General features: G+C 72.2%; 20 protein-coding genes. 13 read left to right on the forward strand and 7 right to left on the reverse strand.

What is annotated here, in order from left to right; genetic code table 11:
- Positions 1 to 210: 210 nt before the first annotated feature.
- On the forward strand, positions 211 to 2,082 hold the full coding sequence (locus OG299_RS05130; protein ID WP_327360654.1) for a galactose oxidase early set domain-containing protein: 1,872 nt from the start codon (positions 211 to 213) through the stop codon (positions 2,080 to 2,082).
- Positions 2,083 to 2,100: 18 nt separating this feature from the next.
- Here the strand turns inward: OG299_RS05130 and OG299_RS05135 are convergent, their stop codons facing one another.
- The gene (locus OG299_RS05135) at positions 2,101 to 2,637 is read right to left on the reverse strand and encodes a MarR family winged helix-turn-helix transcriptional regulator (RefSeq protein ID WP_327360655.1); all 537 of its coding nucleotides are present in this window, start codon (positions 2,635 to 2,637) and stop codon (positions 2,101 to 2,103) included.
- 39 nt (positions 2,638 to 2,676) lie between these two features.
- Here OG299_RS05135 and OG299_RS05140 point away from each other — a divergent pair, with 39 nt between their 5' ends.
- The 4 genes from OG299_RS05140 (at position 2,677) to OG299_RS05155 (ending at position 7,676) form a co-directional block, all read left to right on the forward strand.
- A complete protein-coding gene (locus tag OG299_RS05140) occupies positions 2,677 to 3,594 on the forward strand; it encodes a DMT family transporter (protein ID WP_327360656.1) in 918 nt (305 codons plus the stop codon).
- Between the two features lie 232 nt (positions 3,595 to 3,826).
- Positions 3,827 to 5,905: an RICIN domain-containing protein gene (locus OG299_RS05145; RefSeq protein ID WP_327360657.1), complete on the forward strand. Its 2,079-nt coding sequence runs from the start codon at positions 3,827 to 3,829 to the stop codon at positions 5,903 to 5,905.
- Positions 5,906 to 6,021: 116 nt separating this feature from the next.
- Complete coding sequence (locus OG299_RS05150) at positions 6,022 to 6,672, forward strand: hypothetical protein (protein WP_327360658.1); 651 nt, start codon at positions 6,022 to 6,024, stop codon at positions 6,670 to 6,672.
- 104 nt (positions 6,673 to 6,776) lie between these two features.
- Positions 6,777 to 7,676 carry a pirin family protein gene (locus tag OG299_RS05155; RefSeq protein WP_327360659.1) on the forward strand — a complete coding sequence of 300 codons (900 nt, stop codon included), beginning with the start codon at positions 6,777 to 6,779 and terminating at the stop codon, positions 7,674 to 7,676.
- Positions 7,677 to 7,739: 63 nt separating this feature from the next.
- On the opposite strand, the gene OG299_RS05160 is transcribed toward OG299_RS05155, so the two are convergent.
- On the reverse strand, positions 7,740 to 9,443 hold the full coding sequence (locus OG299_RS05160) for an Ig-like domain-containing protein (protein ID WP_327360660.1): 1,704 nt from the start codon (positions 9,441 to 9,443) through the stop codon (positions 7,740 to 7,742).
- 234 nt (positions 9,444 to 9,677) lie between these two features.
- On the reverse strand, positions 9,678 to 10,757 hold the full coding sequence (locus tag OG299_RS05165; protein WP_327360661.1) for a hypothetical protein: 1,080 nt from the start codon (positions 10,755 to 10,757) through the stop codon (positions 9,678 to 9,680).
- Between the two features lie 665 nt (positions 10,758 to 11,422).
- Here OG299_RS05165 and OG299_RS05170 point away from each other — a divergent pair.
- Entirely contained in the window at positions 11,423 to 11,782 is a 360-nt protein-coding gene (locus tag OG299_RS05170) for a DUF6204 family protein (RefSeq protein ID WP_327360662.1), read from the forward strand.
- 113 nt (positions 11,783 to 11,895) lie between these two features.
- Positions 11,896 to 12,654: a hypothetical protein gene (locus OG299_RS05175; protein WP_327360663.1), complete on the forward strand. Its 759-nt coding sequence runs from the start codon at positions 11,896 to 11,898 to the stop codon at positions 12,652 to 12,654.
- Here the strand turns inward: OG299_RS05175 and OG299_RS05180 are convergent.
- Positions 12,651 to 12,941: a hypothetical protein gene (locus tag OG299_RS05180; protein WP_266637290.1), complete on the reverse strand. Its 291-nt coding sequence runs from the start codon at positions 12,939 to 12,941 to the stop codon at positions 12,651 to 12,653. The two genes, OG299_RS05175 and OG299_RS05180, sit on opposite strands and share 4 nt — an antisense overlap.
- Before the next feature lie 130 nt (positions 12,942 to 13,071).
- A complete protein-coding gene (locus OG299_RS05185; RefSeq protein ID WP_266637292.1) occupies positions 13,072 to 14,583 on the reverse strand; it encodes an MFS transporter in 1,512 nt (503 codons plus the stop codon).
- Positions 14,584 to 14,720: 137 nt separating this feature from the next.
- Here OG299_RS05185 and OG299_RS05190 point away from each other — a divergent pair, with 137 nt between their 5' ends.
- A complete protein-coding gene (locus OG299_RS05190) occupies positions 14,721 to 15,161 on the forward strand; it encodes a MarR family winged helix-turn-helix transcriptional regulator (protein WP_266637293.1) in 441 nt (146 codons plus the stop codon).
- A 24-nt stretch (positions 15,162 to 15,185) separates the two neighbouring features.
- Here OG299_RS05190 and galT read toward each other — a convergent pair whose 3' ends face one another.
- On the reverse strand, positions 15,186 to 16,232 hold the full coding sequence (galT, locus tag OG299_RS05195) for a galactose-1-phosphate uridylyltransferase (protein WP_266637348.1): 1,047 nt from the start codon (positions 16,230 to 16,232) through the stop codon (positions 15,186 to 15,188).
- Positions 16,229 to 17,053 carry a DeoR/GlpR family DNA-binding transcription regulator gene (locus OG299_RS05200; protein ID WP_266637294.1) on the reverse strand — a complete coding sequence of 275 codons (825 nt, stop codon included), beginning with the start codon at positions 17,051 to 17,053 and terminating at the stop codon, positions 16,229 to 16,231. The genes galT and OG299_RS05200 overlap by 4 nt, the downstream gene beginning before the upstream one ends.
- Positions 17,054 to 17,532: 479 nt before the next feature.
- On the opposite strand from OG299_RS05200, the gene OG299_RS05205 reads away from it, so the two are divergent.
- The 5 genes from OG299_RS05205 to OG299_RS05225 all read left to right on the forward strand — a co-directional run bounded on the left by OG299_RS05205 (position 17,533) and on the right by OG299_RS05225 (position 24,536).
- A complete protein-coding gene (locus tag OG299_RS05205; protein ID WP_327364459.1) occupies positions 17,533 to 19,059 on the forward strand; it encodes an NPCBM/NEW2 domain-containing protein in 1,527 nt (508 codons plus the stop codon).
- Between the two features lie 115 nt (positions 19,060 to 19,174).
- Positions 19,175 to 20,230 (forward strand): substrate-binding domain-containing protein, encoded by a 1,056-nt coding sequence (locus OG299_RS05210; protein WP_327360664.1) that lies wholly within the window; start codon positions 19,175 to 19,177, stop codon positions 20,228 to 20,230.
- The gene (locus tag OG299_RS05215) at positions 20,230 to 21,780 is read left to right on the forward strand and encodes a sugar ABC transporter ATP-binding protein (RefSeq protein ID WP_327360665.1); all 1,551 of its coding nucleotides are present in this window, start codon (positions 20,230 to 20,232) and stop codon (positions 21,778 to 21,780) included. The genes OG299_RS05210 and OG299_RS05215 overlap by 1 nt, the downstream gene beginning before the upstream one ends.
- A 56-nt stretch (positions 21,781 to 21,836) precedes the next feature.
- The gene (locus tag OG299_RS05220; RefSeq protein WP_327360666.1) at positions 21,837 to 22,901 is read left to right on the forward strand and encodes an ABC transporter permease; all 1,065 of its coding nucleotides are present in this window, start codon (positions 21,837 to 21,839) and stop codon (positions 22,899 to 22,901) included.
- Positions 22,902 to 23,102: 201 nt separating this feature from the next.
- The gene (locus OG299_RS05225) at positions 23,103 to 24,536 is read left to right on the forward strand and encodes a glycoside hydrolase family 16 protein (protein WP_266637299.1); all 1,434 of its coding nucleotides are present in this window, start codon (positions 23,103 to 23,105) and stop codon (positions 24,534 to 24,536) included.
- The last annotated feature ends 18 nt before the right edge of the window (positions 24,537 to 24,554 follow it).

Genomic DNA, 24,554 nt, shown 5'->3' on the forward strand with positions numbered 1-24,554 from the left:
TGGATAGCCGCCGCGCAGGGTGGCCGAGCCCGACCGGGTACGCAGCATCACCCGGTCGGACGGCCCGGTTCACCGAAGAAACGATTCAGCGCTCGGGACCGGGCGCCCGAATGGCCCACGTGACGCACCTTCACCCGCCACACCCGCGCCCCTCCCTGCCAAATCAGGCATTTTTCCTATGATGGACATCCCGTCGATCGAGGAGAGCTCATGCCCGGTCCGCTCGTACGGCGGTCCGCCGTGCTGTCCGCATGCGTGGCCGTGGCCGCCGCTCTCGCACCCCTCGCCGCCCCCGCACCGCCCGCCTCCGCCGCGGCGGTCGGCCACGAATCCCCGCCGGGACAGCACCGGGCCGACGAGGGCGCTGCCCGGGTCGAGGCGGACGCCGACGAGGCCGCCGTGATCGGCGAGGAGCACGCCCGGGCGCACGCGCAGCGGCGGAACGACGCCAAGGGCCCCAAGGAGTACCCGCAGGAGAAGCGCACCAAGAGCCTCGCCTCCCTCAGAGCCTCCCAGCAGAAGGCCAACGCCGCTTTTCCCCCTGCGCGGTTCGGCCGGTTCACGGAGTTCTTCCCCTCCCCCGATTTCGGCGTCCACACCGCCCTGCTGCCCACCGGCAAGGTGCTGCTCTTCTCCTTCGAACGCGTGGAGGTCAACCCCACCAAGGAGACCGGGCCCACCGACCGCATCGGCCGGACCAACGCGGGCCGCGCCTTCCTGTGGGACCCGGCCCGGGGCACCGGAGCCCGGGCGTTCAAGAAAGTGGAACCGCCGACCGTCCTGATGCCCGACAGTACGCACACACCGCGCCCGGCGCCGTTCTTCTGCGCGGGGCACGCCTTCCTGCCCAACGGCATGGTCGGGGTCTTCGGCGGCAACACCGGCGGCAAAGGCGGCAGCGGCGCCAAGCTGTCGTTCGTGTTCGACCCGTGGACCGAGAAGTGGTTCCGCAACCAGGACATGTCCGTCGGCCGCTGGTACCCCTCGGTCGTGACGGGGGCGGACGGGCGGCAGATCATCATGTCCGGCCAGTCCGAGCGGGGTACGGGCACGCCCACCCCGGTCGTGGAGCGCTTCCCCGCGCTGCGCCATCCCGTGCCCTGGGGGCCGTACGACATCCCCATCGACCTCGCCTCCGAGCGGCTGCGGGCGGACGCCCCGTTCCGCAACGACTATCCGCACCTGTTCTCGCTGCGCGACGGCATGATCTACGGCCTCGGCCGGGACGCCGACCAGCAGTGGCTGTTCGACCCCGTGAAGGAGACCCGGACCGATCTGCCCCGGCGGCCCGCCGACTTCCGCGGCTACGGCTCGGCGGTGCCGCTGCCGGCCGGGTTCCGCGGCCCCGACTCCGTACTGGTGCTCGGCGGCGATCCGCACGACCCGAACACCTACCGGCTGTCCGGCGGCCGGTGGACCACCGAGGAGCCGCGGGCCTTCGGCCGCACCCAGGACGACACGCTGATCCTGCCGGACGGGACGCTGCTCACGGTCAACGGCGCCCTGGACACCCGCAATTACGGGCACGGGCCGTTCAATCCGCAGGCCGACCTCTCCTACCGCCAGATCGAACTGCGCGACGCGCGGGGCCGCTGGCGGCTCGGACCGGCGCAGCGGCTGCCCCGCGGCTACCACTCCAACGCCCTCGTACTGCCGGACGGCCGGATGATGGTCACCGGCGACGAGCTCCAGCAGATCGCCAACGACCCTGACATCAGGGACAAGATGGACGGCAGCATCGAGCTCTACGAGCCCGCGTACCTGCACCGGGGCGTCCGGCCGGCGCTCGACCGGGCACCCGGTGGCGAGCTGGGCTACGGGGCGGGCTTCGAGGTGCGCAGTTCCACCGCCGCCCGGGTCACCCGGGCCGTGCTCCTGGCGCCGACCACCGTCACCCACGCGGTGAACACCAGCCAGCGCCATCTGGAACTCCCGATCACCGGCGTACACGGCGACGCGATCGGGCTGCGGACACCGCCGAGTGCGGCCGACGCCCCGCCCGGGTACTACATGCTGTTCCTGCTCGACGGGAAAGGGGTGCCGAGCACGGCGAAGTGGGTCAAGCTCGGCGCCCGCCGATAACGGGGGGCGACCCCGCTCTCAGGGCGCGGGCGGCGGCTCGACCCGGGCCAGCCAGGCGGTGAGGAGCGACTCGAGCTGTGCGGCCTGCTGCGGGGTGAGGCCCTCGAGCAGGGTCCGCTCGTTCTCCATGTGCTCGCTGAACGCCCGGTCGATCAGCTCGCGCCCCGCCGGGGTGAGCGCGACCACCCGGCCCCGGCCGTCGGCGGCGGAACGGCGGCGTGCGACGAGGCCGTCCCGTTCGAGCCGGTCGATCCGCTTGGTCATCGCGCCCGTCGTCACCATGGTGTGCACGGCCAGTTCACCGGGCGCCCGCTCGTACGGTTCGCCCGCGCGGCGCAGCGCGGCCAGCACGTCGAACTCCCCCTCGCTCAGCCCGTAGCGGCGGTAGACGAGGCAGAGGCGGTCCGTCAGCAGCAGCCCGAGCCGGTGCAGCCGCCCGATCACGCCCTGCGGGGCGACGTCGACGTCCGGGCGTTCACGGGCCCACTCGGCCTGGATGCGGGCGACGTGGTCGGCGGGCGCTGCCGCTTGCGTTCCATACGGTTCCTGCTTCACCACCCCAGTATACCTTCCATGGAAGGTATTATATCTTCCATGGAAGCTAATCTACGGTGGTCGCTGATCACGGCGGTCGCGCCGATCGCATGGGGCACGAACTACTACGTCACCCGGGAGTTCCTGCCCGCCGACCACCCGCTGTACGGGGCGGGCTTCCGGGCGCTGCCCGCCGGGCTGCTGCTCCTGGCCGCCTCCCGGAAGCTGCCCGCCGGATCCTGGTGGTGGAAGTCCCTGCTGCTCGGCTTCCTGAACATGGGCGGGTTCTTCGCGCTGGTCTACGTCGCCGCGCAGCGGCTGCCGACGAGCGCGGCCTCGACCGTCATGGCGACCGCGCCGCTGGTGATGATGCTGTTCGCCTGGGCGCTGATATCCGAACGGCCGGGGCCGCGCCAGCTGGCGGGCGCAGGACTCGGCGTGGCCGGGGTGTCGTTGATGCTGCTGACCGGGTCCGCGCCGATGGACGCCCTCGGCGTGGCGGCCTCCGTGGCCGCCATGACGATGTCCTCGTTCGGCTACGTCCTCGCCAAGCGGTGGAGCGCCGAGGTCGAGGTGCTCGCCTCGACGGCGTGGCAGCTGCTGGGCGGCGGGCTCCTGCTGCTGCCGTTCGCCGCCGCGGTGGAGGGATCTCCGCCGGCCCTGGACGGTTGCGAGCTCCTCGGATTCGGGTATGTCACGGTCGTCGCGACGGCGCTGGCGTTCGCGGCCTGGTTCGCCGGCCTGCGGCGGCTGCCGGCCGCGACGGTCGGCCTGCTGGGGCTGCTGAACCCGGTCACTGGCGTCCTGTTGGGCACGGCGATCGCCGGGGAAACGCTCACCTTCCGACAGATCTGTGGGCTCCTGCTGACCGTGGCGGGCATCCTACTCGGGCGGAGGGGAGGATTCCTCACCGCTCGTAACGGGAGGAATTCAGTAGGTAGCGATAACGTAAATTCGCGGCTGAATTACCGTCAATAAGGATTTGAGTCGTATCTCGATTTGATAACGAGATCCTTAAAATGGCCTGGACCATTAACGGCCTACGCGCGTAACTCGCCTAATTTTAAAGCGAACTGACTGTTCATCAAATCTGGCCAGCAGGTAACAGTCCGGTATCTCGGGCCGCATTCCCGTTTGTCCGAATTCTCCACCGCGCCCATCTGGCAGGCTCCAGCGCACCCACTCCTCCGACCAAGGATTTGAGGTGCGCATGACTAGACATCGCAGGAAGCAGCGCGAACACCGGCGCAAACCGCGCCGGTTGATACTCCTCACCGCCGCCATGGCCACGGCGGCGGTGATAGCAGGCGGCATCGCCTACTCGGGGCTCGGCGACGACGCCCAGGCAGGGACTCCCGCACTGGCCGAGGCGGCCGCGGACTCCCTCACACCGGCCGCCGCACCGGCCCGCGACGCGGAGCCGGCGCCCATCGTGGGCGAGCCCGCCAACGAGACCGCCAAGGGCATGGTCTTCGACGGCCTCAAGGCTGCGCCGAAGGGCGACCGTTGCGTCGGCGTCTACCGCACGGAGGCCGGGCTCTGCACGCACGGCCCCGACGCCCCGCCGAAGGACGTCGACATCAAGGCCGACGTCGCCCCCGTCGTGAAGACGAAGGCCCCGGCCGCCGACCCGGCGAAGCCGGAGGCCGGCGAAGCGGCCGCCGCAGAAGGCAGCGGGCGTCCTCAGGACGCGCCCGCCGCCGACGCCGGCTCCGCCAAGGGGGCCCCCGCCGCCGCGCCCGCGCCCGCCGCGTCCGGCAGCAGCCAGGCCGTCGCCGCCGGTCCCGCCGGCCAGACCGTCCAGTGCGACGGCGACGGCAGCACCGGCAACCGCGTCCAGGTCGTGTACGTCCACGGCTCCGACCGCGACCGCTACTCCGAGTACCTCGGCTCGTTCCGCAAGTGGGCGGCCGACGCCGACCTCATCTACTCCACGAGCGCCCAGGAGACCGGCGGCATCCGCCACATCCGCTTCGTCACGGCCGCGGACTGCACGCCGACGGTGCTCAACATCGAGCTTCCGGCCTCTGCGCTCTCCGAGTTCAGCGCGACCAACAACGCGCTCGCCGACAAGGGCCTCAACCGCCGCGACCGCAAGTACATGATCTTCTCGGACACCCAGGTCTACTGCGGCATCGGCACCTTCGCCGGCGACGAGCGGCCCGGCCAGGACAACCAGAGCAACTTCGGCCCCTCCTACGGCCGTACGGACTCCGGCTGCTGGGGCGGCCACACCGCGGCGCACGAACTCGGCCACAACCTCGGCGCGGTCAACAACAGCGCCCCCAACACCAGCCGCGGCGCCCACTGCACGGACGAGTACGACGTCATGTGCTACTCGGACACCCCGTACTACCCGCAGATGCGCATCATGTGCTCCAACCAGGCCGCCGAGAACATCCTGGACTGCAACCACGACGACTACTTCCACACCAATCCCAAGGCGGGCAGCTACCTCGCCACGCACTGGAACATCGCGAACAACCAGTTCCTGATGAAGGCCAACGGCGGCGACGGGAGCACGAACCCCGACCCGAACCCGAAGCCCACACCGAGCCCCACCAAGAAGCCCACCCCGACGCCGACCAAGAAGCCCACGGGCGGCCCGAAGGTGACGGCGGCCCAGCTCCAGTCCAACTCCGTCGTGGTGAGCTGGCCGAAGGTCGACGGGGCCGCGTGGTACCAGGTCCTGCTGAACGGCAAGCACCTGACCTGGGTCCAGTCCCAGGCCCTGCGCATCTACAACCTCCAGCCCGGTACGGAGTACAAGGTCGCCGTCTCGGTCCGCGACACCTCCGGCCGTGACAGCGGAGCCGGCCCGACCACGGCCTTCCGTACGACGGGCGCGGGCGGCGGCACCACCACTCCCGGTACCCGCTACACCCTCGGCAACGGCAGCACCGGCATGGCCGCCGAGCTGTGGGGCGGCCGCAGCGCCGACGGCACGGTGCTCGTCGGAAGCCGCTCCAACGGGTACGCCCAGCAGCAGTGGCTCTTCGAGGACGCGGGCAGCGGGCTCGTCCGCATCAAGTCCGCGGTCTCCGGCAAGTGCCTGCAGACGGGCGGCGCTCCCGCCGCCGGCATGTGGATCGCGCAGCAGCCGTGCGGCAACAGCTCCGCACAGCAGTGGAAGCTGGCGTCCCGCGGTGGCGGCGTGAACGTCACGGACTCCAGCGGCGGCTACGCCCTGACCCTGAGCAACCGCCCGTACTACGGCGCCTGGCTGCTCGACCTCCAGCGCGCGGACGGCCGCGCGACCCAGGTGTGGACGGTCCAGAAGGTCGGCTGACCTCCCGGATCCAACGCCTTCCGCCGGTGGACGGCCGCCCTGCGCGGCCGTCCACCGGCCCCCTCATCTCCCGCACCACAGCTCATCGCATCCCACCGCACCAGGAGCACCCCACGATGCGTACACGCCCCGCCTTCCCGGTCCGCGCCGGACTCGGCTTCCTGTTCCTGTTCCTCGCCCAGGCCTTGGCCGTACCCACCGCTGCCCACGCCCACGGCGACACCGTCAAGGTCGTGGTCACCGGGCAGCGGGAGGGCCATGTCACCACCGAAATCACCTGGGAGAACGACGGGGACGCCATCGAGGAGGCGGTCGGCGCCACGGTGAACTCGGCCAGTCCCGACGGCTCCCGCACGATGGGCCCCTGGCGCCTGGTCCGCGACGCCGGCACGCGCACCGGCTGGAGCACGGCCGAGGTACTGCCGCCCGGCAACTGGAAGGTCACCGTCGACGTGGGGTTCCCGTCCCTCGGCCACGGGGAGAAGGAGATCGCCGTACCGGTGGTCGACCCGGCGCCGTCCGCGGGCACGCCGAGCGCAGCCGCGCCGTCCGCGCCCTCCACGGCGTCGGTCCCGCCCGTGTCGTCCGCGTCGCCGGCCCCCGGGCAGGCGCAGAACCCGTCGCCCGCGAGCGGCCCGTCCGCGGCCCCGGCCGGCGAAGGCGAGGACAGCACCGTCTGGTGGACCACGGCGGGTGTGGCCGTGATCGCCCTGGCCGGCGCCGCCGCCGGTGTGCTGCTGCGGCGCGCCCGGGCCCGCAGGCGCTGAGGCCTGCGGAAGGGGGCAGCGCGAGAGGGGACGGGAGACGGGTGGCTGAAGCCGTCGGCACGACCTGACAACCAAACGGGTCCGCGTTGACAGTGGAATTCGCCGTGCCGTTCATTCGGTACATGGACATCACCACCGCCGCCGTGCGCTCCACCACCCGCGTCGTCCGCCCCTTCCACACCTTCGAGGGCGAGGGCTTCCCGGTCCGCCGCCCGTTCCCGCAGCCGGAACTGCCGCTGGTCGACCCCTTCCTGATGGTCGACCAGGTCGGCCCGCACGTGCTCGGCCCGGGCGAGGCCAAGGGCGCGCCGCCGCACCCGCACCGCGGCTTCGAGACGATCCAGTACGTCATCGAGGGCGCGATGGAGGACATCGACTCCGAGGGGCACAAGCGCGTCATGAACCCCGGCGAGGTCCAGTGGCTCACCGCCGGGTCGGGGCTCGTGCACCTCGCCCGCCCCACCCCCGAACTGCTCGCCGAGGGCGGCCCGCAGCACCTGCTGCAGATCTGGGTGAACCTGCCGGCCCGGCTCAAGGCGACGCCCCCGCGGGTCCAGTACGGCTCCGCCACCGGCGACATCCCCACGGTCACCACCGAGGACGGCGGCGCCGAGCTCACCGTGATCACCGGCAGCACCCACGGAGTCAGCGGTCCCTTCGAGACCCACACCCCGGTGCTCGTCGTACACGCCCGCCTCCGGGCCGGCGGCCGCGCCGAGTTCACCGTCCCGGCCGGGCACAACGCCATGCTGTACGTGCTGTCCGGGACCGCCGCGACCCCCGACGCCCAGCTCCCCGACGGCCACCTCGCGATCCTCGGCCGGGACGCGGAGCGTTTCACCGTCGAGGCCCCCGGCGATGCGGCCGAGGTGCTGGTCCTGGCCGGCGAGCCGATCGGCGAGCCCGTGGCCCGCAGCGGCCCGTTCGTCATGAACACCGCCGCCGAGATCCGCCAGGCGCAGCTGGACTACCAGCACGGCCTGATGGGGCACATCGACATCTGAGACGTCCGAGACGGGACAGGGCCACCCCGGCCGGGGCGGCCCTGTCCTGCCGCGGTCAGCGGCTCACGGCTGGCGGCACTGGCCGGAGCGCGGGCCCTCCACCGTGTTGTCGCCCTGCTGCGGGGCCGGGACGTTGGCGTCGCAGTTCAGCGGGCCGACGACCGTGTTGGCCGAGAGCTCGACGCCTCCGGTGTTCCCGTTCAGGCTCACCGGACCGCGGACCGTGTTGCCGGCGCAGCCCGCAGCGGCATCGTCCGAGCCGATCAGCACCGAGCCGGTGGTCCGGCCGACGGTGACCGGGCCGGTGAACTTCGAACCGCAGAACGCCATGGCCAGGGCGCCGTCAGCGGAGACGGGGCCGGTGATCTCGGCGTCCGTCACGGCCAGCGCCCCGCCGGAGCGGACCGTGACCGGGCCGGTCTGGCTGCCGCCGGGTGCGATGCAGAACGACTCGCCGGTGGCCACGCTCAGCGGGCCGCGGTGGGCCGTCGTGATGCACGGGCGGCTGAATCCGACCGTGACGTCCGTGGCTCCCGCCGTGGCGCTCGCCGCGTTCGCCGGGTCACCGCTGTAGGTGGCGGTGACCGCATGGGTGCCGGGGCGCAGCGCGCTGGTCCTGAACTCGGCCCGGCCGCCGGTCAGCGGCACCGTCGCCAGCTGCTTCGTCCCGTCGGAGAAGGTGACCGTCCCGCCCGGGGTTCCCGCGGCGGGGTTCGCCGGGTCGACGGCCGCGGTGAGCGTGAGCGCATGCCCGAACAACGGGGTGTTCGTGTCCGCGGTGAGCGAGAGCGTCGTCCCGTACCGAAAGGACACCACCGCCTTGCCGTTGCCGTGGTTGACGCCCTGCAGGAGCGAGACGTCGGTTGCGGAGGTCACCGCGAAACTGCTGCCCCCGCCGCCGCCGGCGCCGTAGAGGTTGCCGATGTTGCCGCCGCCGGAGCCGCCCGAGCCGGCGTAGTAGCCGCCGCCACCGCCACCGCCGCCGTTGCCGCCCTGCCCGCCGTTGCCGCCGGGGCCGCCGCTTCCGGGGTTGGGCTGCCCGGTGTTGGGGTCGATGTCGCCGCCGGCGACTCCCGGGCCGCCCTGGGCTGAGTTCGGGTTGCGGGCGCCGTGGGCGGTCTGGGTGCCGCCGCGGCCGGCGGCGCCGGAGCCGGCCGGGCCGCCGCCCTCGCCGCCGTCCTGCGCTTCGGGGCCGCCGCCGTTGCCGCCGTGCAGCAGCGGGCCGCCGTTGCCGGCGCCCCCGCCGCCGCCCGCGACGAGGATCCGGTCGGTGGGGCCGAAGGAGCCGGCCCGTACGTCGGAACCGCCGCCGCCGGAGCCTCCGCCGCCGTGCGCGCCGCCACCGCCGGCTCCGTGGCCGGTGCCACCGGGCCGGGCGTACTCGCCGTGCCGGGAGGTGCCGGAGCTGCCGACGGAGCCGACGGTGATCTGGAGGCTCTGCCCGGCGCTCACGGCCAGGGTCGCGCGGGTCTCGCCGCCGAGTCCGCCCGGGGCTCCGGTGTTCGGCGGGTTCGGGGAGACGAAGCCGGCCGCGCTGCCGCCCTCGGCTCCGAACAGGTCCACGCTGATGGCGCCGACCCCGTCCGGCACCGTGAAGGTGTCCGTCCCGGCGGTGGCGTACGTGCAGGTGGGCGGCGAGGCGGTGAAGGTCCCGCCGGAGCCGCAGGGCGAGGACGCGGCCGCCGGGTCTGCGGCGGCGAAGGGTACGAGGACGGCGGCGAGCAGGCCGGTCGCGCTGAGCACGATCGCCGTCTTCGATGTGGACATGCGCGTACGAGGGGTGGCGCGCGAGGTGGAGCGTGGGGTCAAACGGCGGTTCATGGGAAGTGACGCTGCCTCTCCGGGCCCGCTGAGGGATGCCCGAGGTGGGATGGGGTGACCGGCGGGCGGGCAGGGGTGCATGCCGTGCCCGCCCGCCGATCGGGGTCGATGCCGTACCGGACGCCGTATCGGGCGCGCCGTATTGCACGCGCCGGATCGGGCGCCGTGTCAGGCGATCTGTCAGACGCCGTCGTTGGCGCAGAGGGCCCAGACGTCGGAGTACGTGCTCGGTGAGCTGGTGCCCCCGGTGTGGGTGAACGCCGTCCAGTACGAGGCGGTGGTGGCCCCGTCACTGACGGGGGTGCCGCCGGAGTCGCTGGGGTAGCTGCCGTTGAGGTGGTCGCCGACGGAGCCCGGGCCCGTGAAGTTGGTGGTCGTCACGCTGCCGCCGCTGATGGCGGCGCCCCCGCTGACCAGCTTGCCGTCGTTCTGGCCGCAGCCGACCGTCAGGGTCTGGCCGGTGGTCGCCGAGGTCGGGCCGCTCGCCTCGCTGAAGCGGACCTTCACGGTGGTGCCGCTGATGTTGATGTTGTTGCCGCTGCAGATGGCGTAGGCGTACGTCGTGTTGCTGCTGTCGCCTCCGCCGCCGTTCCAGCCGACCGCGGCCCAGGAGTCCGGGTTGGTCTCACCGTCGGCCGCGGCCTTCTGACCGAAGGCGTGTCCGGAGTCGTTGAAGGTGGGGAAGCTGGCGATCGGCTTCAGGCTGCCGACGCCGGCCGGGGTGATCCGGGCTCCGCCGCCGATCAGCCGGGTGTTGGCCGGGCACGTGGCGACGACCAGGCCCACCGTTCCGCTGCCGGCGGGTCCGGTGATCTTGTTCATGACCACCTGGGTGTGGTTGATCAGGTTGCTCGTGAAGCACATCGCGTACGGGGTGCTGGAGAAGGAGGCGTTGACCGCTCCGCCGCTGCCGCCGATGCCGAGCCAGTGGGTGACGTCGGTGCCGACGACCCCGGTCGTGCCGAGGTACTCGGTGCTGCCGTCGGGGCTCGGCGAAGTGCCGTTGATCTTGTTGCCGTTCGACGAGGTGCCGGTGCCGATGGCCTGGTTGATCCCGCCTCCGGAGATCAGGCCGCTGCTGCAGTCCGCGTGGGTGGATATCTCGGAGAAGGTCGTCCCGGGTCCGGCGGTGGCCCCGGGGGTCTTCACGGTGACGCTCACGGTGTTCGCGTATGCGGTGCCCGGCAGGGCCAGGGCGAGTATGGCGCCCATGACGAGCGCCTTGCCTGCGGCATGACGCCGCAGAAGTCCCGTGTTCACTTGTGTTCTCCCCATCTGATAGGCGATGAAGGCGGCATGGCTCGGCATCCGGCGGCTGAGAACCGGACTGGGCGGAAGTACTGAAACGCCACGACGGATACGCCCCGGGGTGACGGGGGCGCCGACGTCGTCGGTGCGGAGGTGCCACGGCATCACAACGGCTGCCTGCTTCGCGGATGTAGGCCGCTCAGGGGCAGATCACGGGTGCGGACCGGCCATATCGCCACCCTCGTCTCGGAGTCGCGCATGCGGACTCTAACAGGGTCCGAGCCCGGCATCTACATAGGTATTTCGAAGGATGAACTGGCAGATGCGGAAGCGTGGAATTCCTTGTGCGGCGGATACGGCGGGGCGGGCGGGGCGGGCTCCTATGTGACTTTCCAGTAGCCCCCGAGCCGCGGGGCGGCGGTCTGCGCGTACCGGGCGGCTCCCGCAGGTCACGGCGGCGGGGCCGGGCCGGCGGCCACCAAGCGGAATGCCCTGTGCGGCGGACCCGGCCGGGGCGGAACGGCACCTGCCGTCCGCGGTGTCCGGCTGCGGCCGCCTCGGAGGTGTGGGGGCGCACGGTGAGGCGCGTACATCGCCGTTCACTCCGGCGCATGCGCCCCCGCCGGCCCGCGGAAATCCCGGTGCGCCGGCCGGTCCGTCCTGCCTACGCCGCCGGGATGAGCACCCGCACCTTCCGGATCACCGTCCGCGGCTCCTTCGACGCCCTCACCGCCGACCAGCACGCCGAGCTGCTCGCCGCCGCGCCGGAGCACGAGGTCCTGCATGCGGCCTACACCGCCGAGGGCCACCTCGCGTACGACCTGGGCTTCGGCCCGTTCTTCACCTTCCGCTTCCTCGACTCGGGCGAGGCCGAGGAGGACATCCTCGACGCGACGGCCCGCGCCGAGCTGGCGGCCGAGAGCCGGCTCGGCGAGCGCGGCTACGGCTTCAAGCGCCTCACCTCACGGGCCCAGGACCTCTCGCTGGCCCCGCTGAGCAAGCGCCAGCGCCAGGCGGCCGCCCGCGGCACCGCCTGACGCCGTCGGCGCGCAGCCTCGGGTCCTCGAGGCGGAGGCGTGCGACCCGCCCGGGGCACCGCTGCGGCCTGCGATAATCGCGCTTTCCACATGATTTCGGGGGACGACAGCACATGTACGGGGTGGGGAACGGGCAGCAGTTGCGGCGCGCGGCAGGAGCCGTCATCGGCGCCGCCGCACTGCTGGCGGGAACGGCCGGATGCAGCGGCCCCGCAACGGAGGGGGCCGCGGCCGGTGCGCCGACCGGCAGCGCCGTCGCGAGCCCGGCCGGTGCGCCGGGGCCGGGCGTGGAGCGGCTCAAGGAGCTCGTCGTCGCGGAGGGCGAGAAGTTCGGCCCGTACGAGGTCACCGAGCCGCTGCTCGACGAGCCGATGAGCGAGCTCTACGAGGCCCGGCCGGCGGGATGCCTGCCGCTGACCAGTCTCGGCAAGGCGGGCCACACGGCCCAGGCGTACGCCAAGGCGAGCGTCCCGGGGCAGTTCCAGGCGGTGGGCACCGAGATCCTGCTGCGCTCGTACCGGGACGCCGGCGCCGCGGCCGCCGCCGTGAAGTCGCTGGCGGACGCCGGCGGCCGGTGCGCCGGCGGCTATACGGAGGACCGTGCGCTCGCGGAGGCGAAGGTGCTCAAGGTGGAGGCGGTCCGGGCTCCGGCGTTGGGCGACGAGGCGCGTGCGTACCGCATCGTGACGCAGGACGTGAAGGACCCGGGCATCTCGCTGTACAAGTACCTCACGCTGGTCCGCTCCGGGGCGGTCACGCTCGCGTTCCGGTCCGACGTCATCGACACCAAGGACTTCGGCGGGGTGCCGCAGGAGATCGTCGCCGGGCAGTGGGAGAAGTTCGCGAAGGGAACGGCTGCTTCGGCTTCTTAGCGGTCGACCGCGGGGAAGCCGTAGTTGTACACGGGGAACACCTCGGGGCGGCCGCCCGTGGTCTGCCAGCCCAGTGCCTCCGCGACGGGCAGCATCTTCTCCGCGAACACGTTCATGTGGAGCTCGCTCTCCCAGACGTCGTAGATGTCCAGGCCTTCGGCGGTCGCGACGCAGACGTGGGAGAGGCAGCCCTCGAACATCCCGGGGGTCTGCAGGAGCTTCGCGTGGAGGGCGTCGTACTGGTCCGCCGTGATGCCGGGGACGACGGCGTGCATCAGGATCGCCATGGCAGATCACTCCTCGCCTGCGGGGCCGGGCCCCCCGCCGCCCGGTGGCGGCCCCTGTCCACGGGGACAGGACAGCACGCGAACGAGGGGACGGCATCCGCAAGCGGCGCCGTCCCCTCGAAGGGCCGGGTCAGACGGTCTCGGCCGGCTCCGGCTGCGCCACCTTCGCGGGAGCCTCAGCCGGGGCACCCGCCTCGACGGTGCGCGGTCCGTGCGCTCCGCGCAGGCCGATCCAGCTGATCACCGCGACCAGGGCGAAGGCGACGGCCCCGATCCAGAAGGTGAGGGTGAACCCGGACTCGGCGGGCAGGGCCGGGACGCCGGCGGGCAGGTGCTCGATGGTCTTCGACGCCAGGATCGTGGTGACGATGGCGCTGCCGATCGCGCTGCCGGTGGAGCGGGAGATCGAGTTGATGCCGTTGGCGATGCCGCTCTGGTGGTGCGGGACGCTCGCCATGATGACGGCGGGCATGGCCGCGTAGCCGAAGCTGACGGCCGCGCCGACGACCAGGCCTGCGCCGATCACCGAGAAGCTGTGCTGGTGGTCGAGCGCGAGCCAGCCGAAGCCCACGGCGCCGAGTGCGGCGGCCAGCCCGAGGGCCACGCGCGGGCCGCGGTGGCGGACCAGCTGGCCGCCGACGGGCGAGGCGAGCAGCGAGACGATCGCGCCGGGCAGCAGGAACTGCACGGAGGCACGCAGGATGGACGCGTCGAACCCGTAGCCGGTGAGCTTCTCCGGCATCTGGACGAGGTAGGAGACGCCCAGGAAGTTGGCGAACATGCCGAAGCCGACGAGGATGCCGGCCAGGTTGGCCATGAGCACCGGGCGGTGGACGAACATCCGCATGTCCACGAGCGGCTCGCTGACCTTGAGCTCCGTGAAGACCCAGACGGCGGTCATGACGACGGCGCCGGCGAAGCTGCCCAGCGTACGGCCGGAGGTCCAGCCCCACTCGTGGCCCTGCGAGATCGGCAGCAGCAGCAGCAGGAGGGTGATGCCGAGGGTCAGCGCTCCGAGGAAGTCGGTGCGGCCGCCGGTCTTGTGCCGGGTCGCGGGGACCAGGAACGCGACGGCGAGCAGGGCGAGGGTCGCGAAGCCCGTCGCCATCCAGAAAGCGTTGCGGTAGTCGGCGTCGGAGCCGGACGTGAGCAGGCCGGTGGCGACGAGCGCCAGGCCGCTGCCGAAGGCGAGGGTGCCGCTGACCAGGGCCATCGCTCCGGGGAGCTTCTGCGGGCGGACTTCCTCGCGCAGCACCGAGAGGGCGAGCGGGAAGATCGCGGTGGCGGCGCCCTGGAGGACGCGGCCCAGGATCAGCAGCGGGAGCGAGGTCGCGAGGGCGGCGACGACGGAGCCGACGACCATGACGCCGAGCACGGCCACCAGCGTGGGCTTCTTGCCGTGCTGGTCGCCGAAGCGGCCGAGCAGCGGGGTGAAGACGGCGGCGGACAGCAGCGTGGCGGTGGTCACCCAGCTCACGTTGGCGGTCGAGGTGCCCAGGTCGGTGCGGATGAGGCCCAGGATCGGGACCGGCAGGGTCTGCATCATCGACACGACCATGGCGGCAAGGCTCAGGGCGAAGACGATGACCGTCTCGTTCCTGGTCTTGGCCTCGGCGGGGAGGGGGGCGGCGGCGGTGCTCATGTCTGGCAGGACCTTCTTAGTGCTTCAGATCGCAGATGTTTGATGTCATCAAGTAACTCCGTAGACGGTAAACGTCGATAGTTAAGGAGGTCAAGTAAACAATTGACAATGTCAACCACCCGAGTACGCTCGACGGCATGAGCGCCACCACCCCCCACGCCCCCACCAAGCTCCAGCTCCTGGAGCTGCTCGCCGCGATCGGAACCGCCCAGTGGCGCGATTTCGCGGCCGCGGCGTCCCACTACGGCCTGACCTCCACGCAGGCCCGCGTCCTCGCCCAGCTCAACGGCCCGCTGCCGATGCGCGGCCTCGCCACCCTCCTGGTCTGTGACGCATCGAACGTCACCGGGATCGTGGACCGGCTGGAAGCCCGCCAGCTGGTGCGCCGCGAGCCCGACCCGGCCGACCGCCGCGTCAAGAACGTCGTGGCGACGGACGCGGGCCGCGAGATCATCCGGCGCGTCCGCGAGGAGATGCAGGCCACGCACGGCGCGCTCGACACCCTCGACGCGACCGAGAGCGCGACCCTCTACGCCCTGCTGGAACGCCTGCGCCCGACCATGGAGAAGGACGCCTGACCCATCAGGCGTGCCCGACCGGCGTCAGGCCTCGCGCAGGGTCGCGGCCGCGTGCTCGGGGGTGATGTCGTTGACGAACTGGCCCATCCCGGACTCGGTCCCGGCCAGGTGCTTGAGCTTGTCGGCGGCCCGCCGGGTGGTGAACAGCTCCAGGTGGAGTGCGTACAGGTCCCGGCCGGTGCGTACGGGTGCCTGGTGCCAGGCCGAGATGTACGGGGCCGGCGTGGGGAAGAGCCGGTCGAAGCGGCCCAGCAGATCCAGGTGGAGGCCGGCCAGCTCGGCCTGCTCGGCCCCGGTCAGGGCGGGCAGGTCGGGGACGCGCCGGTGCGGGTAGAGGTGCACCTCGTACGGCCAGCGCGCGGCCTCGGGTACGAACGCGCTCCAGTGCTCCCCCGCGACCACCACCCTGCGCCCGTCGGCCAGCGCCTCGTCGCGGACCTCGTCGAAGAGGTTGCGGCCGGTGGCCGCGTGGTGGCGGGAGACGGTGTCCAGCATGCGCCGGGTGCGCGGGGTGAGGACGGGCAGGGCGTAGACCTGGCCGTGCGGGTGGGCGAGCGTCACGCCGATCTCGGGGCCCCGGTTCTCGAAGCAGTACACCTGTTCCACACCGGGGAGTCCCGCGAGCTCGGCGGTGCGGTCGGCCAGGGCCGCGAGGACCGTACGGGCCTGGGCCGGGCCGAGGTCGGCGTACGAGGCCCCGTGGTCGGGGCTGAAGCAGACGACCTCGCAGCGGCCGGCGCCCGGTCCGGACAGGGCGGGGAAACGGTTCTCGAAGACGGCGACCTGGTAGTCGGGAGCCGGTATCTCGGTGGGCCGGCCCGGGGCCGAAGGGCAGAGCGGGCACTGGTCCGCGGGCGGCAGGTGGGTGCGGCCCTGGCGGTGTGAGGCGATCACCACCCACTCGTCGAGGAGCCGGTCGTGGCGCCGCTCGGAGAGCGTCGCGGTGGGCGGCAGGCCGCGGGCGTCTGCGTGGTCGCGTACGGATCCCCCGGCAGCAGTCTCGGCGGCGGCCTCGGCGTCGTAGTAGATCAGCTCGCGCCCGTCGGACAGGGTCGTACGGGTCTTCCTCACCACGGGTGCTCCTGCGCGGGACCTGCGGCCAGCAGCACTTCGCCGACCCGCTCGGTGACCGGGGCGGCCTCTTCCTGCGGAAGGGAGTCGGTGACCAGGACGTCGACCTCCTCCAGGGCCGCGAAGGTGGTGAGCCCGACGGTCGACCACTTGGTGTGGTCGGCGAGGAGCGCGGTGCGCCGCGCGGAGCGCAGGAAGGCCCGGTTGGTCTCCGCCTCGGCGAGGTTGGGCGTGGTCAGCCCGGTGTCGGTGCCCAGGCCGTGGCAGCCGAGGAAGAGAAGGTCGACGTGCAGGGAGCGGATGGCCTGGTCGGCGATGGGCCCGACGAGGGCGTCCGACGGGGTGCGGATGCCGCCGGTGAGGATCACGGTGGTGGCGCTCCCCGCGCTGCCGGCCCGGCGGGCGGCCTCGAAGACCTCGGCCGTGCGGACCGAGTTGGTGACCACCGTCAGGTCGGTGACCTCGGTGAGCTCCCGGGCCAGCGCATGGGTCGTGGTCCCGGCGGACAGGGCGATGGCCGAACCCGGTGCCACGAGGGCGGCCGCCGCCTTGGCGATGGCGTGCTTCGCCGCCGTCTCCCATTCCGACTTGGCCTCGAACCCGGGCTCGTGGCTGCTGGCTTCGTCGCCGAGCACCGCGCCGCCGTGCACCTTGCGCAGCAGGCCCTCGCGGTCGAGGACGTCCAGGTCGCGGCGGATGGTCATGTCGGAGACGTTCAGGGAGCGGGTCAGCTCGTTCACGCGCACCCCGCCGCGCCGGCGGACCTCGTCGAGGATGAGGGCGCGGCGCTGATGGGCCAGCAGACTGCCGGGATCGGCCATGCGGCGGTTCCTCTCCTGGGGCACTGGGGCACTGGGGTACCCGTGTCCCCGGTCGACAGAAGCATCCTGACGGATCCAACAGAAGTCAACAGACCTCGACAAACACGCAGTTGAGGCCCGCCGGCCGCTGATACGGCGGCGGACCGGCATCGTCCGCCGTCTTGACATGTCCCTGCGGCGGCAGTGTGATGTGGGCCTTCCCGTTGGAGTCCGTTCGTTCCTGAGGACTTCTGCGGGACCTACGCACCGTCAGGGCGCATTTCCGCACACGCTCTCCCGGATTCCCCGGGCCCCACTCCCCCCAGGAGCCGTCTGTGCACACGTTACGAAGCGCCGTCGCCCGTCGCCTGACCGCGGCGCTCGCGGCCCTGCCCTTATTGGTCCCGGCGGCGGGGGCCGCCGCGCTGGCCGGTACCGCCGTGGTCGCGGCCGCCTCCCCCGCCGCCGCCGTCCCCGACGGGCAGGCGCTGACCCCGCCCATGGGCTTCAACAACTGGAACTCCACCCACTGCAGGGCCGAGTTCAACGAGGCGATGGTCAAGGGGATCGCCGACCTCTTCGTCGCCAAGGGCCTCAAGGCCGCCGGCTACCGGTACGTCAATCTCGACGACTGCTGGGCCCTGCCGAACCGCGACGCCTCGGGCAACCTCGTCGCCGACCCGGTCCGTTTCCCCGGCGGGATCAAGGCCCTCGCGGACTACGTGCACTCCAAAGGCCTGAAGTTCGGCATCTACACCAGCGCCGGGACCAAGACCTGCGACACCGCGGGCTTCCCCGGCGGCCTCGGTCACGAGCAGCAGGACGCCGATCTGTTCGCCTCGTTCGGCGTCGACTACCTCAAGTACGACAACTGCAACAACCAGGGCGTGGACGCGAAGAAGCGGTACACGGACATGGCCGACGCCCTGAAGAGGACGGGCCGTCCCATCGTCTTCTCGCTGTGCGAGTGGGGCGAGAACCAGCCGTGGACCTGGGCGTCGGATCTCGGCCATCTGTGGCGGACCACCGGGGACATCGGCGACAGCTGGTCCTCGATGATCGGGATCGCGCACAAGAACCAGCCGCTCGCGCCGTACGCGGGCCCCGGCCGGTGGAACGACCCGGACATGCTGGAGGTCGGCAACGGCGGGATGACCGCCGCCGAGTACCGCACGCACTTCACCCTCTGGTCGATGATGTCGGCGCCGCTGCTGATCGGTAGCGACCTGCGCAAAGCGACGGCCGAGACCTTCGACATCCTGTCCAACCCCGATGTCATCGCCCTGGACCAGGACAGCCTCGGCAAGCAGGGCACGGTGGTCTCCGGCTCGGGCGGCCTGGTGGTGATGGCCAAGGAGCTGGCGAACGGCGACCGGGCGCTCTCCCTGACCAACGAGACCGCTTCCACCGCCACGATCTCCGCCAGGACGGACGCCCTCGGCATCGGCAACCGCGCCCCGTACGCCCTCAAGGAGCTGTGGACCAAGGCCTCCTCGACCAACACCAGCGGCACCATCAGCGCGTCGGTCGCCCCGCACGCCACCGTCGTCTACCGGATCACCCCGGGGCCGGCGCCGCTCCCGCCGGCCGGCACCTCCCACCTGTCCGACCTGGCCTGGACGGGGGTGAGCAGCGGCTGGGGCCCGGTGGAGAAGGACCGGAGCAACGGCGAGCAGGCCGCCGGCGACGGCAGGACCCTGACCGTGGGCGGCGCCATGTACGCCAAGGGCCTGGGCGTCCACGCGGCCAGCACCGTGACCTACCACCTCGGCGGCAGGTGCACCGGCCTGACGGTGGACGTCGGCGTCGACGACGAGAGTTCCCGCACCGGCGCGGTCGCCTTCCAGATCTACCGGGACGCCACCAAGGTCGCCGACAGCGGGGTCGTCACCACGGCGGACGCGGCCAGGAAGCTCACCGCCGATCTGACCGGCGGCCAGACGCTGAGGCTCGTCGTCACCGACGGCGGCAACGGCATCGACTACGACCACGCGGACTGGGCGGCGCCCCGGCTCACCTGCAACTGACCCACCGACCTGGCGACTTGGCGACTTGTCAGCCTGGCGACTGGCCGATCCGCCGACCTGCTGATCCGCCGATCCGCCGATCCACCGACCCGGCCCGATGAGGGAGCACTCGTACATGTCCATGATCCGGTATCGCCGCGGCGCCGCCCTGACCGGCGCCCTCGCGCTGGCGCTCACCCTGGGGGCCTGCTCCTCCGGCAAGCCCGCTCCCGCCCAGGGAGCGGGAACGGGAACTGGCAAGAAGACGGACGGCCCGATATCCATCGCCTACCTCCAGAAGCAGGGCGACCAGGAGTACTTCGTCTCCGAGGCCGCGGGCGCCAAGAAGAAGGCCGACGAACTGGGCATCAAGCTCACCGTGGTCAACCTCGGCAACGACGCCTCGAAGACCATCACCGAGGTCAAGTCGGCGATCGCGCAGAAGAACTCGGGGATCATCATCGTCGTACCGGAGTCGGCGGTCGGCCCGCAGGTCGCCGCCGAGGCCAAGAAGGCGGGCATCCCGCTGCTCACCTCCGACGACCAGGTGTGCGTCAGCGGGCCCAAGCCCGCGGCGTGCGGCAAGGCCGATCTCGTCGCGCGCGTGGGCTTCTCGGGGGTCCAGATGGGCGGCGAGGTCGGCAAACGCGCCGCGGCCGAGTTCGCCAAGACGGGCTGGAACCCCGCGGACACCCGGATCGTCTACGCCTGGAAGCAGGACACCACCGTCTGCACCGACCGGATCAACGGCGCCAAGGCCGCGTGGAAGGAGGCCGGCGGCCCCGAGGTCCAGGCGATCGAGCTCGGTACGGACAACACCCCTGCGGGCGCGCAGGCCAAGGTCGAGGCGACGGTGACGGCCAACCAGGGGGTCAGGCACTGGGTGGTCATGGGCTGCAACGACGAGAACGTCTCCGGCGGGGTCAAGGGCCTGAACAACGCGGGCGTCAAGGGCGCGGACATCGTCGGTGTCGGCCTCGGCGCCTATCTGGCCTGCAAGGACTGGCAGGCGGGCGCCGACAACGGGATGAAGGCCGCGCTCTACATCCCCGGCGACGAGGTCGGCAAGCTGGCCGTCCAGGCCATGTACGACCGGCTCAAGAACGGTACGGAGTTCGCCCCCGAGGCCTTCGCCCCGACCAGGATGGTCGACGCGGGCACCTGGCGGGACGCCGGATTCGGCTGCAAGTGATGGCCCCCGCCCCCGCCCCCGTGATGGCCGCCGGACTGCGCGTGGCCGGGCTGGCCAAGAGCTTCGCCGGCGTCCCGGCCCTGCGCGACATCAGCCTGGACTTCCCGGCCGGCTCGGTCACCGCGCTGATGGGCGAGAACGGCGCGGGCAAGTCCACCCTGCTGAAGATCGTCTGCGGTGACCACCCGGCCGACTCCGGCACGGTCCACGTCGACGGCGCCGAGGTGCGGCTGCGCTCCCCGGCCGACGCGCGCGCCGCCGGCATCCGGCTCATCCCCCAGGAGCCGGAGATCGTCCCGCACCTCACGGTCGCCGAGAACGTCTACCTCGGCGCCCTGCCCACCCGCGGCGGCCGCCGCTTCGACCGGGCGGCGCTGCGTCGCCGGCTCCGGGAGGACCTGGTCCGGATCGGCTTCGGACACGTCCTCGACGCGGACACGCCCGGCATCCGCCTCACTCCGGCCCAGCGCCAACTGGTGGAGATCTTGCGGGCGTTGACCGGCGAGGCGAAGGTGGTGGCCTTCGACGAACCCACGTCCTCCCTCTCCGAACACGAGGTGGAGGCCCTGTTCGCGCTGATCCGCAGACTGCGCGCGCAGGGCCTCGCCGTCGTCTACGTGTCCCACCGCATGCAGGAGATCTTCCGGCTGGCCGACCGGGTGGCCGTCCTGCGCGACGGGGCGCTGGTCGGCGTCAAGGCCGCCGACGCCACGGACGAGGGCGACCTCGTACGGATGATGGTGGGCCGGGACCTCTCCGCCGTGTTCGCCCGCCCGCACGTGGCCACCGACCGGGTCGTCCTGGACGTGAGCGGGGTGACCACCGACGCCGTGCGCGGGATCACCTTCCAGGTCCGGGCGGGTGAGGTGGTGGCCCTGGCCGGGCTGGTCGGCGCCGGGCGCTCCGAGCTGGCCCGCGCCCTGATCGGCGACCTCCCGCTGCGCGCCGGAACGGTCTCGGTGCAGGGGGCGGTACTGCGGCTGCGCCGGCCGTCCGACGCGATCCGCGCGGGCATCGGCCTCGCCCCCGAGGAGCGCAAGGAGCAGGCGCTGTTCCTCGACCGGTCGGTCCGCGACAACATCGCGCTGGTCGTGCTGGACCGGCTGCGCCGCCTGCGCTTCGTACGCCGGGCGGCGGAGCAGGAGCTCGCCCGCGAGTACACCGGCCTGCTGCGGGTGCGGACCCCGTCCGTGGAACGGGAGGTACGCACCCTCTCGGGCGGCAACCAGCAGAAGGTGGTGCTCGCCCGCTGGCTGGCCCGCCGGCCGGCCGTGCTCATCCTCGACGAGCCCACCCGCGGCATCGACGTCGGCGCGAAGGCCGAGATCTACCGGATCATCGCGGACCTCGCGGAGGCCGGGGTGGCGCTCCTGGTCATCTCCTCGGAGTTGCCGGAGGTATTGGGGCTGGCCGACCGGGTGCTGGTGATGCAGGGCGGCCGGATCACCGGCGCGCTCGACCGGGCCGAGGCCACCGAGGAGGCCGTCCTCGCCCTGGCGATGGCCGACGACCTGACCACGACGGCGACGGGCAACGGAGGGGCGAAGTGAACGCGGACACAGCGGACACAGCGGACACGGCGAACACGGCTACCGCAGGAGGCGGCATGTCCGACGGGACGGCCGACACGACGGCCGCTACGGGCGGCACTCCGGCCGCCACCGACCAGGGCGGGCCGGCGGCGGGCCGCGGGCAGCGGATCGGCTCGCTCCTCGGCTCCGTCGGCGGCCAGAACCTCAGTCTCATCGGCGCCCTGGTGCTGGTGCTGGCCCTGTTCGGCTGGCTCAACCCCGCCTATCTCACCTGGGCCAACATCAAGGTCATCGGCGACGCGGTGACCATCTCCGGGCTGCTCGCCCTCGTCCAGACCGTGGTGATCATCTGCGGCGCGCTGGACATCTCCGTCGGCTCGCAGGTCGGCGTTGCCTCCGTGGTCTGCGCCATGGTCTTCACCTCCACCGGCGGGAGCGCCCTGCTCGGCATCGCCGCCGCGCTCGGCGCGGGCCTGCTGGCCGGGCTCCTCAACGGCGCGGTCATCGTCTTCGGCCGGGTCAACCCGGTCATCGCGACCCTGGCCACCCTCGCCGCGTACAAGGGGGTCGCGCAGCTGCTGTCCAAGGGCGCGGCGCAGGGTTACGTCAGCAACGACGACGTCTTCGTCTTCCTCGCGAACGGTTCGATCGCCGGAATCCCGGTGCTGCTGTGGGTGCTTGCCGTGGTCACCCTCGCCATCCACCTGCTGCTCAAGTCGACCGACATCGGCCGCAACATCTACGCCATCGGCGGCAACGACACCGCCGCCCGGCTGGCCGGGATCGACATCAACAAGTACCTGATCGCCGTCTACGGCCTGGCGGGGGTGGTCGCCGCGGTCGCCGGCGTCCTGCTGACGGCGCGCACCGGATTCGGCCACCCCGTCTCCGGCAGCGAGGGCCTCGAACTGAAGGCGATCACGGCCGCCGCCCTCGGCGGCTGCCTCCTGGCGGGCGGCAAGGGCGGGGTCGGCGGGACCCTGCTCGCCATCACCCTGCTCGGGGCGCTGGACAACGGCCTGACCGTGCAGGGCGTCAACCCGTTCTGGCAGAACGTCGCGCAGGGCGCCCTGCTCGTGGTGGCCGTCGTGATCCAGAAGCGGCGTGCCGGGGAGCGGGCAGTGGGGCTGCCCACCTGACGGGGGCCCGCACGAAGGGCGGCGCCGCACGCACGCGGCCCGCCCCCCAACCGCCCTTCAAGCGTTGAACTCCGTCCGTCCATATGGCCGTTGACGGTTCGAAGTCTTGACGCCCGTGGACGCCGGGAGCACAGTGGCCAGCGGCTCCGCTTGAGAGCGCTCTCATACTGCGGACCGCTCCCCCCGAGAGAGGGCACACCCATGCGTCCCACATCCGGTAGAAAACGGTCGACCGTCCGCCGGGCCGTCGTCGCCGCGCTCAGTGCGATGGGCGTGGCCGCGGCGGCCGCGGCCGTGGTCACCCTGCCCGCCAACGCCGCCGCTCCCCCGCCGCCGGCGGGCTGGTCCCAGGTGTTCCTGGACGATTTCAACGGGGCCGCGGGCTCCGGCGTGAACACCGCCGACTGGCAGTACACCACCGGGACCAGCTACCCCGGCGGGCCCGCCAACTTCGGTACGGGCGAGGTCGAGACGATGACCTCGAGCACCGCGAACGTCTCCCTCGACGGCGCCGGGAACCTGCGGATCACCCCGCGCCGGGACGCCGCCGGCAACTGGACCTCCGGCCGCATCGAGACCCGGCGCACCGATTTCCAGCCCCCGGCGGGCGGGAAGCTGCGCACCGAGGCCCGGATACAGATGCCGAACGTCACGGGAGCGGCGGCGAAGGGCTACTGGCCGGCGTTCTGGATGCTGGGAGCGCCCTACCGCGGCAACTGGTGGAACTGGCCCGGCATCGGCGAGATCGACATCATGGAGAACGTCCAGGGCATCAACAACGTCTGGGCCACCCTGCACTGCGGCACCAGCCCCGGCGGCCCGTGCAACGAGACCTCCGGCATCGGCGGCCAGCGCGTCTGCCCGGGCACCAGCTGCCAGGGCGGCTTCCACACGTACGCCGCGGAGTGGGACCGGTCCACCGCCGTCGAGGAGATACGTTTCTCCGTCGACGGGAACACCTTCCACACCGTACGGGCGAACCAGGTCGACGCCGCCACCTGGGCCAACGCCACGAACCACGGCTACTTCATCATCCTGAACCTCGCCATGGGCGGCGGCTTCCCGGACGCCTTCGGCGGCGGACCCGACGCCGGCACGCAGCCCGGCTACGCGATGGCCGTCGACTACGTGTCCGTACTGCAGTCGACGGGCGGCACGACCCCGCCGACGACACCCCCCACCACGCCCCCGACGACGCCGCCCACCACACCTCCGTCCGGTCACCGCGACGCCTACGGCACCATCGAGGCCGAGTCGTACGACGAGCAGGCCGGGCTGGCCAAGGAGACCACGACCGACACGGGCGGCGGCCAGAACCTGAGCACGATCGCCAACGGCGACTGGGCCCTCTACCGGGGCGTCGACTTCGGTTCCGGCCCGGCGAAGCAGTTCTACGGACGGGTCGCGGGCGGTGCGGCCGGCGGGGTCAGCGGGCTCGTCGAGGTCCGGCTGGACAGCCGGACCGGCCCGCCGATCGGCAGCTTCTCGGTCGCGAACACCGGCGGCTGGCAGAGCTGGCGGACCGTCCCGGCCAACATCAGCGCCGTCACCGGCACGCACGACGTCTACCTGACCTTCACCAGCGGCCAGGGCGCCGACTACGTGAACGTCAACTGGTTCGGCTTCGGCCACTGACCGCACCGAGCGGACCGA

This window comes from Streptomyces sp. NBC_01296 (assembly GCF_035984415.1).
GTDB lineage: Bacteria > Actinomycetota > Actinomycetes > Streptomycetales > Streptomycetaceae > Streptomyces.

Excerpts from the sequence above, each read along its gene's own strand:
- OG299_RS05130 (WP_327360654.1), top strand. The coding sequence starts at position 211 with ATGCCCGGTCCGCTCGTACGGCGGTCCGCCGTGCTGTCCGCATGCGTG.
- OG299_RS05140 (WP_327360656.1), top strand. The coding sequence starts at position 2,677 with ATGGAAGCTAATCTACGGTGGTCGCTGATCACGGCGGTCGCGCCGATC.
- OG299_RS05145 (WP_327360657.1), top strand. The coding sequence starts at position 3,827 with ATGACTAGACATCGCAGGAAGCAGCGCGAACACCGGCGCAAACCGCGC.
- OG299_RS05150 (WP_327360658.1), top strand. The coding sequence starts at position 6,022 with ATGCGTACACGCCCCGCCTTCCCGGTCCGCGCCGGACTCGGCTTCCTG.
- OG299_RS05160 (WP_327360660.1), bottom strand. The coding sequence starts at position 9,443 with ATGTCCACATCGAAGACGGCGATCGTGCTCAGCGCGACCGGCCTGCTC.
- OG299_RS05170 (WP_327360662.1), top strand. The coding sequence starts at position 11,423 with ATGAGCACCCGCACCTTCCGGATCACCGTCCGCGGCTCCTTCGACGCC.
- OG299_RS05175 (WP_327360663.1), top strand. The coding sequence starts at position 11,896 with ATGTACGGGGTGGGGAACGGGCAGCAGTTGCGGCGCGCGGCAGGAGCC.
- OG299_RS05180 (WP_266637290.1), bottom strand. The coding sequence starts at position 12,941 with ATGGCGATCCTGATGCACGCCGTCGTCCCCGGCATCACGGCGGACCAG.
- OG299_RS05185 (WP_266637292.1), bottom strand. The coding sequence starts at position 14,583 with ATGAGCACCGCCGCCGCCCCCCTCCCCGCCGAGGCCAAGACCAGGAAC.
- OG299_RS05190 (WP_266637293.1), top strand. The coding sequence starts at position 14,721 with ATGAGCGCCACCACCCCCCACGCCCCCACCAAGCTCCAGCTCCTGGAG.
- OG299_RS05200 (WP_266637294.1), bottom strand. The coding sequence starts at position 17,053 with ATGGCCGATCCCGGCAGTCTGCTGGCCCATCAGCGCCGCGCCCTCATC.
- OG299_RS05205 (WP_327364459.1), top strand. The coding sequence starts at position 17,533 with ATGGGCTTCAACAACTGGAACTCCACCCACTGCAGGGCCGAGTTCAAC.
- OG299_RS05210 (WP_327360664.1), top strand. The coding sequence starts at position 19,175 with ATGTCCATGATCCGGTATCGCCGCGGCGCCGCCCTGACCGGCGCCCTC.
- OG299_RS05215 (WP_327360665.1), top strand. The coding sequence starts at position 20,230 with ATGGCCCCCGCCCCCGCCCCCGTGATGGCCGCCGGACTGCGCGTGGCC.
- OG299_RS05220 (WP_327360666.1), top strand. The coding sequence starts at position 21,837 with ATGTCCGACGGGACGGCCGACACGACGGCCGCTACGGGCGGCACTCCG.
- OG299_RS05225 (WP_266637299.1), top strand. The coding sequence starts at position 23,103 with ATGCGTCCCACATCCGGTAGAAAACGGTCGACCGTCCGCCGGGCCGTC.